General features: G+C 31.5%; 12 protein-coding genes and 1 tRNA gene. 7 read left to right on the top strand and 6 right to left on the bottom strand.

The window, feature by feature from the left end; genetic code table 11:
• Window positions 1–60 precede the first annotated feature (60 nt).
• On the top strand, window positions 61–651 hold the full coding sequence (locus Q0935_RS05505) for a riboflavin synthase (protein WP_299250439.1): 591 nt from the start codon (window positions 61–63) through the stop codon (window positions 649–651).
• Here the strand turns inward: Q0935_RS05505 and Q0935_RS05500 are convergent.
• The 3 genes from Q0935_RS05500 to mce all read right to left on the bottom strand — a co-directional run bounded on the left by Q0935_RS05500 (window position 648) and on the right by mce (window position 1,705).
• Window positions 648–860, bottom strand: coding sequence for a PID-CTERM protein-sorting domain-containing protein (locus tag Q0935_RS05500; RefSeq protein WP_299250441.1), 213 nt, complete (start codon window positions 858–860; stop codon window positions 648–650). The two genes, Q0935_RS05505 and Q0935_RS05500, sit on opposite strands and share 4 nt — an antisense overlap.
• Before the next feature lie 320 nt (window positions 861–1,180).
• A tRNA-Ile gene (locus tag Q0935_RS05495) sits at window positions 1,181–1,254 on the bottom strand.
• A 46-nt stretch (window positions 1,255–1,300) separates the two neighbouring features.
• Complete coding sequence (mce, locus tag Q0935_RS05490) at window positions 1,301–1,705, bottom strand: methylmalonyl-CoA epimerase (protein ID WP_299383160.1); 405 nt, start codon at window positions 1,703–1,705, stop codon at window positions 1,301–1,303.
• A gap of 174 nt (window positions 1,706–1,879) precedes the next feature.
• Between mce and rbfA the strand changes: the two genes are divergently transcribed.
• Together rbfA and Q0935_RS05480 are read left to right on the top strand one after the other, a co-directional pair.
• Window positions 1,880–2,281 carry a 30S ribosome-binding factor RbfA gene (rbfA, locus tag Q0935_RS05485; protein WP_055436152.1) on the top strand — a complete coding sequence of 134 codons (402 nt, stop codon included), beginning with the start codon at window positions 1,880–1,882 and terminating at the stop codon, window positions 2,279–2,281.
• A gap of 5 nt (window positions 2,282–2,286) precedes the next feature.
• A complete protein-coding gene (locus Q0935_RS05480) occupies window positions 2,287–3,501 on the top strand; it encodes an ABC transporter permease (protein WP_299383158.1) in 1,215 nt (404 codons plus the stop codon).
• Window positions 3,502–3,609: 108 nt separating this feature from the next.
• Here Q0935_RS05480 and dusB read toward each other — a convergent pair whose 3' ends face one another.
• On the bottom strand, window positions 3,610–4,605 hold the full coding sequence (dusB, locus tag Q0935_RS05475; protein ID WP_299250448.1) for a tRNA dihydrouridine synthase DusB: 996 nt from the start codon (window positions 4,603–4,605) through the stop codon (window positions 3,610–3,612).
• Between the two features lie 121 nt (window positions 4,606–4,726).
• On the opposite strand from dusB, the gene Q0935_RS05470 reads away from it, so the two are divergent.
• The 3 genes from Q0935_RS05470 to Q0935_RS05460 all read left to right on the top strand — a co-directional run bounded on the left by Q0935_RS05470 (window position 4,727) and on the right by Q0935_RS05460 (window position 7,344).
• A complete protein-coding gene (locus Q0935_RS05470) occupies window positions 4,727–5,476 on the top strand; it encodes a prolipoprotein diacylglyceryl transferase (protein ID WP_299383155.1) in 750 nt (249 codons plus the stop codon).
• 98 nt (window positions 5,477–5,574) lie between these two features.
• Entirely contained in the window at window positions 5,575–6,966 is a 1,392-nt protein-coding gene (locus tag Q0935_RS05465) for a radical SAM protein (protein ID WP_299383149.1), read from the top strand.
• A gap of 174 nt (window positions 6,967–7,140) precedes the next feature.
• Entirely contained in the window at window positions 7,141–7,344 is a 204-nt protein-coding gene (locus Q0935_RS05460; RefSeq protein ID WP_299383145.1) for a hypothetical protein, read from the top strand.
• A 39-nt stretch (window positions 7,345–7,383) separates the two neighbouring features.
• Here the strand turns inward: Q0935_RS05460 and Q0935_RS05455 are convergent, their stop codons facing one another.
• Window positions 7,384–9,777, bottom strand: a complete 2,394-nt coding sequence (locus Q0935_RS05455) for a TonB-dependent receptor (protein ID WP_299383142.1) — start codon at window positions 9,775–9,777, stop codon at window positions 7,384–7,386.
• Window positions 9,778–9,937: 160 nt separating this feature from the next.
• Here Q0935_RS05455 and lepA point away from each other — a divergent pair, with 160 nt between their 5' ends.
• Window positions 9,938–11,734, top strand: a complete 1,797-nt coding sequence (lepA, locus tag Q0935_RS05450) for a translation elongation factor 4 (protein WP_299250461.1) — start codon at window positions 9,938–9,940, stop codon at window positions 11,732–11,734.
• Between the two features lie 123 nt (window positions 11,735–11,857).
• On the opposite strand, the gene Q0935_RS05445 is transcribed toward lepA, so the two are convergent.
• Complete coding sequence (locus Q0935_RS05445; RefSeq protein ID WP_299383139.1) at window positions 11,858–12,865, bottom strand: glycosyltransferase family 9 protein; 1,008 nt, start codon at window positions 12,863–12,865, stop codon at window positions 11,858–11,860.
• Between the last annotated feature and the right edge of the window lie 51 nt (window positions 12,866–12,916).

The following is a 12,916-nucleotide window of genomic DNA, read 5'->3' as shown; positions in this document are numbered from 1 at the left end:
TGCTAACTATTGTTCGTAATTTTATACTCGCAAATTTAACCAAATAATACAGTTAAAAGTATGTTTACAGGAATTATTGAAACCTTAGGGCGTGTTACAAATCTTAAATATGAATTAGAGAACCTACATATTACAGTAGAAAGTTCTTTTACTAACGAGTTAAAAATAGACCAAAGTGTTGCACATAATGGTGTTTGCTTAACAGTTGTAAATATTGATGGTAAGCAATATACAGTAACTGCTATTAAAGAGACATTAGAAAAAACCAATATTGGGAGTTTACAGGTTTCATCTGTTGTGAATTTAGAACGCGCTATGAAACTTGGAGATAGACTTGACGGACATATTGTACAAGGTCATGTTGACCAAACTGCAGAATGTATAAATATTAAAGAAACTCAAGGAAGCTGGTTGTATACATTTAAGTACGACTCGTCTCTTAATAATATTACCATTGAAAAAGGTTCGGTAACAGTAAATGGTGTTAGTTTAACTGTTGTAAACTCTAAACGAGATGAGTTTAGCGTAGCAATAATTCCTTACACACACGAGCATACTAATTTTAAAACCTTTAAAATAGGCTCTGGAGTAAATTTAGAGTTTGACGTGATTGGAAAATACGTTTCTAGATTAAACGCATTAAATAGTTAAACTACTTTTCTTCTATTGGTGTACAGCTTGTAGATACCGTACAAAAAACCTGCAGCAAATAATATAATTAAACCTCCATCTATAGGAAGACCTACAGGCCCTGATGGTCCTGCCGGAGGTGGCGGTGGCGGATTCTGCGTTTGAGCAGAGCATACAAAACTTATTAATACAAATAAGATTGAGGCAAATGGTTTTTTATTTTGTATCATAATTCAGTCAGTAAATGTATAAAAAAAACTGTCGTAATAAAACTTTAAACTATTAATTCGATTAAAAAAATCCATTAAGTGTGGTTTTTTGTCGGTAAAACGTAAAAAACAATCCTAATACATAGGTTTGTGAAATTATAATTCTATTAATTCGTGATCAAAAAAACTCGAAGTTTAGTTTATACATAGCAAATAACAAACATGTTCTAATAGATGCTCCTAAAATACTGAAAGTTGAATAATATTCTTTTAACAATTAACGATAATGTTCTCAAACAAAAAAAGCCTTTCAAATAAATGAAAGGCTTTACAATTTTATGTGGTCCCACTTGGGCTCGAACCAAGGACCACCTGATTATGAGTCAGGTGCTCTAACCAACTGAGCTATGGGACCAAAATCGGTGTGCAAATCTAATATTATTTTTAAAACTCCACAACATTTATTCCTTTATTTCTTGACAAAGTTCAATTAAAACTCCATTTGATGATTTTGGATGTAGAAAAGCAACCAATTTATTATCTGCTCCTTTTTTTGGTGTTTCGTTTAAAACAATAAAACCTTCGGCTTTAAGTCTCTTAATTTCAGATACTATATCATCTACATCAAAAGCTATATGATGTATACCTTCTCCTTTTTTTTCTATAAATTTAGCTATTGGACTATCTTCTTTAGTTGCTTCTAGTAATTCAATTTTATCTTCTCCAACTTGAAAAAACGAAGTATTTACACCTTCGGATTCTACTTCTTCGGTTTTATAATGAGGTTCACCAAATAGTTTAGCGAATAAATCGTTCGAGTTTTTTAAGTTTTTTACGGCGATACCTATATGTTCTATTTTATTCATTTTATACTCTGTTTTATTATTTCCGCGAAAGCGAAAACCTTATTTTTATAACACTTTTATATTTACACCTTAATAATAAGGTATAATTTTTGATTTCAAAAATACTATAATATTTAAAAAGCGTATTTTTGCAGTCCAATCTTTAATACTAAAGCGTTGGGAGTAATACAATAGATGAAAACAGAAGAAAGTCAAAGACAAAAAAAAATAGGGTCGGTTTTACAACGCGATCTAGTAGACATACTACAAACAGCTGCTACTCAGGGCGGTATGCGTGGTGTTATTATTTCGGTATCTAAGGTTAGTGTAACCGTAGATTTATCGGTGGCGAAGGTATATTTAAGCATTTTCCCAAATAATAAAGCGAAAGAATTGGTAGAAGGTATTAAATCTAATCAGCCGTTTATTCGTCATGAATTAGCACAACGCACAAGAAATCAACTACGTAGAATGCCACAACTTTACTTTTTTGTGGACGATTCTTTAGAACATATCGATAAAATCGAACAATCTTTAAAAGGAAAAGACGACCCATTAAAAGATCCAGACCTTTTAGGGAAACGTAAAAAATCGTAAACTCTTTGAGCTTTTCTACTTACATCGCAAAGCGTTATTTACGCTCTAAAAGCTCGAATAATGCGATTAATTTTATAACCTATATTGCCATTGTTGGTATTGTTTTAGGTTCGGCATCTTTATTTGTTGTCTTGTCTGGTTTTGCTGGGCTTCGTGAGTTTACACTACAGTACACAACAATAATAGATCCCGATTTAAAAGCCGAAACCACTTTAGGTAAATCTTTTATTTTAGAACCAAATAGCGAAGCTAAACTAAGGACAATTGCCGGTATTGCAAGTTATTCTAAAATTGTAGAAGAACGTGTTATTGGTTCTTTCGATGGCAAAAAACAACCTTTATTTATTAAAGGTGTAGATTCTAATTATACACGGGTAAATAAAGTAGACTCTATTCTCTGGCAAGGCAGTTGGTTAACAAATAAAACAAGTCAAGTGGTTGTTGGGTACGGTGTATCTAACAGTTTAAACATTGGCTTATTAGATTACGGAAAACGAATTACCCTATTGGTACCAAAGCCAGGAAAAGGACAAATAACATCTCTAGAACAGGCTTTTAATAAAGTAGAAACAGTAAATGTTGGTGTTTTTACTGTGAACGAAAAACTAGACGACAACTATATTTTTTCAGCAATAGAAGTAGCACAAGAATTACTTAGTTTTAAAGACAACCAGATTACAAATATTGAATTTAAACTAAAAGAAGGCGCAAATGAAGATGAAGTAAAAGCTCAAATTCGAGCAGTTTTAGGAGACAATATTACATTAAAAAACACGCAACAATTAAATGATGCGTTAAACAAAATGCTAAATACAGAAAACCTTATGGTTTACCTGTTATTAACGCTTGTCTCTATTATTTTAATCTTTAATGTAATAGGATCTTTAATAATGATGATTTTAGATAAAAAAAGAACCTTAACTACACTATACAGCATTGGCGCAACGTTAAAAGATATAAGGCGCATTTTCTTTATTCAAGGTGCAGCAATGACAATTATAGGCTCTTTACTAGGTTTATTTATTGGCTACCTAATATCGCTAAACCAAATATATGGACCAGAATTTCTAAAAGTTTACATTACTCCCAACTTACCATATCCGCTTGCTATTAAGTTTGAAAACATGCTTCTTGTATTTGTAACCATTACAATTTTAGGTATAATAGCCTCAAAAATTGCTTCTGCTAGAATTACAAAAGATATGGTAAAAACTGGATAAATTATTTTAGACAGGTTGAAGACTTTCTTGTTCTAATCTAAAAATAAAACCTCCATTCTTTAATTAAAGAATGGAGGTTTTAAATATATATAGTATTTTTTTTATGGATTATTCTGTAAACTGAAAATCGCCAAATTTCTCAAGTACCTCATCAAAAGCTGCAAATACATCTACAGATGCATCACTTGTTACCATTTTCATTCTATGTTCCTTAAAATGTGGAATACCTTTAAAATAGTTAGTGTAATGCCTTCTTGTTTCAAAAACACCAAGTATTTCTCCTTTCCAATCTATAGCCATTTGTAAGTGCCTACGCGCAGCTTCTACGCGCTCTTGCATAGTAATTGGCCTGTAATGTTCTCCCGTTTCAAAAAAGTGTTTTACTTGTTTAAAAAACCAAGGATTACCAATTGTTGCACGACCAATCATACAGCCATCTAAACCATATTCATCTCGCATTTTCATAGCGAGTTCTGGTGTTGTTACATCTCCATTTCCAAATACAGGAATATGCATTCGCGGATTGTTTTTAACCTCTGCAATTGGTTTCCAATTTGCACTACCTTTATACATTTGCGCTCTAGTTCTTCCGTGAATTGCAATAGCTTTACAACCTACATCTTGTAGTCTTTCGGCAACCTCAACAATTCTAATAGAATCATCATCCCAACCTAAGCGTGTTTTTACTGTTATTGGAATATTAGTACGTTTTACCATTTCGGCAGTTAGCTGCTCCATTAAACAGATGTCTTTTAAAATACCTGCTCCTGCACCTTTACTTACTACCTTCTTTACTGGACAACCAAAATTAATATCGATAATATCTGGTTTAGAAGCCGTAACAATATCGATGGTTTCCAACATACTCTCCATATTAGCTCCAAAAATTTGAATACCAACAGGTCTTTCTTTTTCGTAAATATCTAATTTCATAACGCTTTTTGCAGCATTACGAATCAAGCCTTCACTACTTACGAACTCGGTATACACAACATCTGCACCTTGTTCTTTACATAAAGCACGAAAAGGTGGATCGCTAACATCTTCCATTGGTGCTAAAAGCAATGGGAAATCCGGAAGTTCTATGTTGTCTATTTTAACCAAAGTATTCTATTTTGTTGCAAAATTACATCTTTTTCTATTAATGTATTGTATAGCTCACTTAGGTTTTAAAAATCTGATAGGTCTAAACTTAAATTCTTTTATATTTATAAAAAATTACGCATTGCAAATCCCATTCGAACCTATAGTACTAGGCTACCACATAAACATTCATCTTGTTTTAGAGTATCTCGCGTTTTTTATTGCCTTTAGATATTATGTTTATTTACGTAAACGCTCTAAAGATGCTATTTCTGGAGGCAATAGATTGTCTATTATTTTAGGCGCAGCTATTGGTGCTTTGGTTGGTTCTCGATTGGTAGGTTTGTTAGAAAATCCGTTTGTAGAATGGACACAAGCAAACCTTATTAATTTATTAAACACTAAAACCATAATGGGTGGATTGTTTGGCGGATTACTAGGTGTAGAATTCGCTAAAAAACGAATTGGAGAAACCAAATCTTCTGGAGATTTATTTGTGTTTCCTATTATTTTAGGCATCTTTATTGGTAGAATTGGTTGCTTTTTGTTAGGTATAAAAGAGTTTACTTATGGAAAAGTAACAGCTTCAATATTTGGTATGGATTTAGGTGATGGCGCTTTAAGGCACCCAACTGCTTTATACGAATTGGTTTTTTTGGTGCTTTTATTTTTCATTTTAAAATACCTTCAAAAAAAAATAACTTTAAAAAATGGCGAACTGTTTATAATTTTTATGCTTAGTTATTTTGCTTTCCGCTTTTGTATTGAGTTTATAAAACCTAATGTGTTTTATGTTTTAGGATTAAGCAGCATTCAAATATTATGTGTAATTTGTTGGTTGTATTACTATAAATTTATCGCTAAACTAATAAATAGCTGGCGAGCGCGTTAAGGATTGAAGCGGCATCCTTTTTTGTTTTTTTCGACAAAAAAGATATAGCGGAAAGCCTGACCTTTAGGTAACGCCCAAAACACTTAAAAAACTAAAAAATGCCAGTAAGAAAATATACCTATTACGATTTTACTTTAAGTTTATGTCCTGAGTGTTTACGACGCGTAGACGCAAAAATAGTTTTCGAAAACGACAATGTTTACATGCTTAAACGCTGTAAAGAACACGGTAATAGTAAGGTGTTAATTGCAGACGATATTGAGTATTATAAAAACATTAGAAACTACAATAAACCAAGCGAAACGCCTTATAAATTTAATACTAAAACCGATTATGGTTGCCCTTACGATTGTGGTTTGTGTCCAGACCACGAGCAACATTCTTGCTTAACAGTTGTCGAGGTTACAGACCGTTGTAATTTAACATGCCCAACATGCTATGCTGGCTCATCACCAACTTATGGTAGGCACAGAACACTAGACGAAATTAAGGCCATGTTAGATACTATTGTGGAGAATGAAAAAGAGCCAGATGTTGTACAAATTTCTGGTGGTGAACCAACAATACATCCGCAATTTTGGGAGATTATGGATTATGCAAAATCGTTACCTATTCGACATTTAATGTTAAATACTAACGGTATTAAAATTGCAAAAGATATTGCTTTCGCAGAAAGACTAAAAACCTACGCTCCAGATTTTGAAGTGTATTTACAATTCGATTCTTTTGAAAACAGTGTGCTCCGTGAACTTCGTGGAGCAGATTTAAACCACATAAGAGAAAAAGCGATTGCTAGCTTAAACGCTGTAAACCTTTCTACAACATTGGTTGTTACGTTACAAAAAGGTTTGAATGATAATGAAATTGGAAAAATTATAGAATATGCTTTAAAGCAAAAATGTTGTCGTGGTGTTACATTACAACCAACACAAATTGCTGGACGATTGGATAATTTTAACCCGGAAACCGATAGAATGACACTTACCGAAGTGCGCAGAAAAATAATGGAGCAGACTACTGTTTTTAATAGTGATGATCTTATTCCTGTGCCTTGTAATCCTGATGCTTTAGTTATGGGCTATGCACTTAAACTAGGCGATGAAACCTTTCCTTTAACACGTTATATTAATCCGGCAGATTTATTAGACAATAGTAAAAACACCATTATTTACGAGCAAGACGAGCAACTTCAAGATAAAATGATTGAGCTGTTTAGTACTGGAAATTCCGTTGAAGTAGCAGAAGAAAATTTAAAATCTATTATGTGTTGTCTACCAAATATTGATGCGCCAAATTTGGGTTACGACAATCTCTTTCGTGTAATTATAATGCAATTTATAGATGCCTATAATTTTGATGTTCGCGCTATAAAAAAATCGTGTGTGCATATTGTAGATAAAGACAATAAAATTATACCTTTTGAAACCATGAATTTATTTTATCGCGACGACAAAAAAGCACGTTTAGAAGAACTTAGAAACGAAATGTAATGCTGTGGATTATTCTTATTCTAGTACTGTTTTTACCTGCAGTAGTATTGCTTTATTATAGTAAAGATGCTATAAAGAATAGTAAAAAACAAAAAGAGTATTATCAATTAGCTATAGTCTGGCTAGTAGTAAGTTTTATTATTTACGGGATAGTAATATTAAATAATTTATAAAATGAATACATTATTAATAGAGGTAGGAAATTTAGATGGTTTAATTCTGTTAATTGCAGTAATTATGTTTGGACCTGCTGTAATACTAGCTATTATTGGCTTCTTATTACTTAAAAGAAATAAAAAAGCTGCAAAAGTATTTTTTATACTTGCTGTAGTTTACGTACTTGTTAGTTTAGGTATTTGTGGTAGTATGATGGCTTAAAAACAAAACGGTTTCACTTAAAAATAGTGTTAGCTTCTATTACTCCATCGTTTTTATTCTATCGCGCTCCTTGTGGTCTATGTACTTCTCGTTAGTTTCAAGTGTACTGTTACCAAACTTATAACTAAATCCTAACTTAATATAGCGCGTATCTACATTTATGAATTTTCTGTTTCGTTGATTTAAATAGTTTGTATTGGTATAAAAATCGGATTTATTAAAAATATCTGCAACATTTAAAAATAATGCTCCTCGTTTATTAAAAACTGTTTTTGATATTGTAAGATCGGAAGCTAATTGTCCTTTAACCGTTTGTAATCCTTCTAAGTTTTTACCGATATAAGTTAAAGATAGATATGTTGATAGACTATTATCTTTCAGAAAATTAACACTTATACCTAAATCTGAATAAACACTCCATTGATCAAGCTCTATGCTTTTATTCTCTATTTCTGTTTTCTCTGTTGTATTATAAACTGCATTAGTAAAATAAATAGAAGCCTTTTTAAATAGAGTAAAATAGGTTTCGTAAGCTAAAACTACTTCTGTTGTTTCTCCAATATTTTTAGGAGTATGAGTAATAGTATTGTTTATGTTGTCTTGAATAGGTAATTCATTAACATTACCATTTGTAGTTTTTAGGGCAAATTCAAAAGTATGTTTATCGTTAAATACAATACCTAAATCCCACCTGTTACTAAAAGACGGTTGTAAATTTGGATTACCAACAACAATTGTATTATCATTTAAAAAAAACTCAAAAGGATTTAAAGATTGGTAGCTTGGTCTTGATATTGTTCTTTTATATTTAGTATATATATTTATAGTTTCAGTTGTTTTATGGTTTAAAACAATGGTAGGAAACCACTCTAAATAATCTTGTTTATTAACATCATTTAAAGATTTTCCTTCTAGGTCTGTTTGCTCTACTCTTAAGCCTGCAGTAAAATTAAAATTACCAAATTTATCTTCGTAACTAGCATAAGCAGCTAATACGTTTTCGTTATAATCAAAAACATTTGAATTATTTAAAACCTGTTGACCATCTATAATATCTGCCTGTGTTAAGTCGTTACTTGTCTCTACTATGGAGCTTTTAAACCCAAGAGATAAAGAAGAATCTTCACTATATGGAATATAATAATCTACTTGAGATGTTAAAATCTCTATATTTTGACCTGAATTTGTTCTAAAAGCAGTATCAAAATCTAAACTATTATCTGCTAATAAATACTGACTATTAACGTCTTGTTCTCTAGAATAATCAAAAGTAGTATAGTGAGTATTTAAAGATAATTTTCCATCGTTTTTAAACTTACTTACATAATCTGCATCAAAACTTAAATTATGTTTATCGTCTCTAGATAATGTATTGGCATTAAAACTTGACAATAAAACTTCATCATCATTAAAAACTGTTGTTTTATTTTTAGTACTATACTTAAAGTATGGTGTTAATAATATGTTTGAAGATAAGGTAAATGTATTGTTATTGTTTATAAAATAATCTAAGCTAATGCTAGTGTTGTGCGTTTCGGACCAAGTGTTTCTATTAATATTAGATGCCCATAATTGGTCTAATGTATTACTATTATCTAAAAAACTAATTTCATCCTCATTATCTCTATTCACTTTATTTTTAGAAAAGCTATAATTAGCCGAAAGACTTATTTTTTTTGTCTTGTAAAAGTTAGAAATTCCAACGTTATAATTTGGAAAAACACCTTGTTTATAATTACTAAAAACTCGCCCTCTGTAACCTGTTATTAAATTTTTACCCATTATAATATTTAAAACAGTACCGCTTGAAGCTTCATATTTTGCACCTGGTGTTGTAATAGCTTCTACAAATTTAATTGAGTTGGCTGGTGTGTTTTCTAAAAGCTGAATAACTTCTGCGCCAGACAAGTTTACTTTTCTACCATTAATATAAACAGTTGGAATATTTCTTTTAATTTTAATAGCTCCTTCTGAAACAAAAACTGTTGGAGTACTTCGTAAAACATCTAAAAGATTTCCTTGGGTTAGTGCAGTATTTTCGACATTAAAAACAAGACGATCTGCTAGTTTTTTAATCGTTGGTTTTTTAGTAATAATAGTTACTCCTTCTAATGTTTCGGTAGACTCTTTTAAAGTTATTTCTCCTAAATTAATATTTTTAGAAAGTGTAATAGTTTTACTGTAAGATGTGTAACCAACAAATGATATGTTTAAAACATATTCACCTGCACTAAGGTTTTCAATTATAAAATTCCCATCTTCATCTGTATTTGAACCATCAATTACTTCAGATTTATCAGAGGAAAAAATTGCGACATTAGCATATGCTATAGGCTTTGTGTCCTCCTCAATAACTGTCGCTGAAATGGTGAATTCCTGTGCAATAACTTCAGTAGAAAAAAGAAAAATTAGTGAGTATAAGTAATATTTCATTTGATATTTTAACGAAAAAGCAAGTTACTAATAGTTTTTTAATTTTTATTACGGTTAAAACCGTAATTTTTTGAAGTCCGTATTCCTAAGAAAAACTGAAAAAATCGCTAATAAATGCCTTATATTTGCAGACTCTTTCTTTAGTAAGAGCCTATAGATTATGAAGCACATTAGAAATTTTTGCATTATTGCACATATTGATCACGGAAAAAGTACACTTGCCGATCGTTTACTCGATGCAACAGGTTCTGTAACTGCTCGTGAACAACAAGCGCAACTTTTAGATAGTATGGATTTGGAACGCGAACGTGGTATTACCATTAAGTCGCACGCTATCCAAATGGAATATACTTACGAAGGACAAGAGTATGTTTTAAACTTAATTGATACTCCTGGTCACGTAGATTTCTCTTACGAGGTATCACGATCTATTGCTGCTTGTGAAGGTGCATTACTAATTGTAGATGCTGCGCAAAGTATACAAGCACAGACTATTTCTAATTTATACTTAGCGCTTGAGAATGATTTAGAAATTATTCCTGTTTTAAATAAAATCGATTTACCAAGTGCAAACCCAGAAGAAGTTACAGACGATATTGTAGATCTTTTAGGTTGTAAACCAGAAGAAGTAATACACGCAAGTGGAAAAACTGGTTTTGGTGTTGAAAACATTTTAAAAGCTATTATTGAACGTATTCCTGCTCCAAAAGGAGATCCAGATGCACCACTTCAAGCTTTAATTTTCGATTCGGTTTACAATACTTTTAGAGGTATTGAAACTTACTTTAGAGTTTTTAACGGAGAAATTAAAAAAGGACAAAAAATTAAATTTGTCGCTACAGACAAAGAATATAACGCAGACGAAGTTGGTACTTTAAAACTAACTCAAGTTGCAAAACAGAGTGTAAAAACTGGTGATGTTGGTTATTTAATTACTGGAATTAAAACGGCTAAAGAAGTAAAAGTAGGAGATACAATTACAGATTTTGCTAACCCGACCACTAACATTGTAGAGGGCTTCGAGGATGTAAAACCAATGGTTTTTGCAGGTATTTATCCTGTAGACACAGAAGATTACGAAGAGCTTAGAAACTCTATGGAAAAGCTTCAATTAAACGATGCCTCTTTAGTGTTTCAACCAGAAAGTTCTGCGGCTTTAGGTTTTGGTTTCCGTTGTGGTTTCTTAGGAATGCTACACATGGAAATTATACAAGAGCGTTTAGAGCGTGAGTTTGACATGACGGTAATTACTACTGTACCAAACGTATCGTACTACGCTTATACTAACAAAAATCCTGACGAGCCATTTATTGTAAATAATCCAAGTGATTTACCAGAACCAACAATGATTAATAGGGTTGAAGAACCTTTTATTAAAGCTACAATAATTACAAAAGCCGATTTTGTTGGTAACGTAATGAGCTTATGTATTGAGAAACGTGGCATGATTACAAATCAAACGTATTTAACACCTGTTCGTGTTGAGCTTACTTTTGAAATGCCTTTAGCAGAAATTGTTTTCGATTTTTACGATAGACTAAAAACGGTTTCTAAAGGTTATGCTTCTTTCGATTACCACCCAATAGGTATGAAAACATCTAAATTAGTACGTTTAGACGTTTTATTAAATGCACAGCCTGTAGATGCACTTTCTGCATTAATTCACGCAGATAACGCACATAATATCGGTAAGAAAATGACAGAAAAGTTGAAGGAGTTAATTCCACGTCAACAATTCGATATTCCAATTCAAGCAGCTATTGGAGCAAAAATTATTGCTAGAGAAACAGTAAAAGCATTACGTAAAGATGTAACTGCAAAATGTTATGGTGGAGATATTTCACGTAAACGTAAGTTACTTGAAAAGCAGAAAAAAGGTAAAAAACGTATGCGCCAAGTAGGTAATGTAGAAATACCTCAACAGGCATTTATGGCTGTTTTAAAGTTGAATGATTAATTCGATTATTAACAACTCGAATTTTAGATATAAAAAAACCTTCAGTTTACGCTGAAGGTTTTTTGTTTTACTGCTATTTTCTTAATTCCAATTGTTTAGAATAAAGCTATATTCATTTTAAATTTATAATTTACTCTCTATTAACGACATATAATCCTCAACAGTTCCAGTTTTTGTATCTATAAAATCGTTTTTATTACCATAAGGTCTGTATTTGTGTGTTGGCGTAACAGAAAACAAACCTACTGTTGTTGCACTTGTTGCAGCTGCTAAATGCATAATACCACCATCTCCTCCAACAAACAGCTCTGCATTTGCAATTACTGCTGCTATTTCTCTTATATCTTTACTATAAAAAGAACCTGCTTTAAAATCTATTTGAGATACGTTTTCTGCTGGTAGCACTTCTAAAATGTTATAAGTATCCCCAAATTTAGTTTTTAAGGCAGTATAAAAAGTACTCCACCACGCTTTAGAATAACATTTATTACCTGTAGCAAAGGTGAAAATTAGTATCGTTTTTTTAGTAGAATCAATAACTGAATTATCTAAAATCGTTTTACCATTTACAAGTTCGCTTTCGGTAAGTTTTAAATCTAATTTAGCAATAGAATTTGTATTAATTCCATATCCTATTTGCTCTAGATAATACCTTAGAAGATACACATTGTTTTTAGCCATGTGATAATAATCCTCTTCAAAGCTATTTGGCGTCTTTTCTAATGTTCCATAAACCTTGTATTTAGCATTAGACAAGTAGGTTAAAATTCTACCTGAAGAAGAGCCTTTATCTCCACATATTACTAAATCGTATTTTTTTACTTTAACCGAAAAGAAAATTCTTAAATATTTAAATAGCTCTTTAAACGGTTTTCTAGGTAATATAATAATGTTGTTTACACTTTCGTATTCTTGAAAAACAGGTCTAGCCACACCTCCTTTAACAATAAGGTCTATTTTACAATCTGGAAAAGTAGCTACCAACTCCTGTATTAAAGGTGTTATTAGTAACATATTTCCCAACCTTTGGTTTGGGCGGCAGATTAAAATTTTACTAATTTTTGTTTTTTTAGTGCCTTTTACTTTATTATTAAAATGAGACTTGCCAATATCTTGCGTAAATTTTGGCATTATCTTTTGTCTAATAGAATCAAATTTTAATAAGGACATTTTTTATAATAT

It is taken from the genome of uncultured Lacinutrix sp. (assembly GCF_947500605.1).
Lineage (GTDB): Bacteria > Bacteroidota > Bacteroidia > Flavobacteriales > Flavobacteriaceae > Lacinutrix.
The sequence above is the reverse complement of the archived record's forward strand: the minus strand, read 5'-3'. Positions and strand labels throughout refer to the sequence as shown.

What these genes read in the sequence shown, in the direction of transcription:
- Q0935_RS05455 (WP_299383142.1), bottom strand. Translation starts at nt 9,777, where the DNA reads ATGAAATATTACTTATACTCACTAATTTTTCTTTTTTCTACTGAAGTT.
- Q0935_RS05500 (WP_299250441.1), bottom strand. Translation starts at nt 860, where the DNA reads ATGATACAAAATAAAAAACCATTTGCCTCAATCTTATTTGTATTAATA.
- lepA (WP_299250461.1), top strand. Translation starts at nt 9,938, where the DNA reads ATGAAGCACATTAGAAATTTTTGCATTATTGCACATATTGATCACGGA.
- Q0935_RS05445 (WP_299383139.1), bottom strand. Translation starts at nt 12,865, where the DNA reads ATGCCAAAATTTACGCAAGATATTGGCAAGTCTCATTTTAATAATAAA.
- Q0935_RS05505 (WP_299250439.1), top strand. Translation starts at nt 61, where the DNA reads ATGTTTACAGGAATTATTGAAACCTTAGGGCGTGTTACAAATCTTAAA.
- Q0935_RS05465 (WP_299383149.1), top strand. Translation starts at nt 5,575, where the DNA reads ATGCCAGTAAGAAAATATACCTATTACGATTTTACTTTAAGTTTATGT.
- mce (WP_299383160.1), bottom strand. Translation starts at nt 1,705, where the DNA reads ATGAATAAAATAGAACATATAGGTATCGCCGTAAAAAACTTAAAAAAC.
- Q0935_RS05460 (WP_299383145.1), top strand. Translation starts at nt 7,141, where the DNA reads ATGAATACATTATTAATAGAGGTAGGAAATTTAGATGGTTTAATTCTG.
- rbfA (WP_055436152.1), top strand. Translation starts at nt 1,880, where the DNA reads ATGAAAACAGAAGAAAGTCAAAGACAAAAAAAAATAGGGTCGGTTTTA.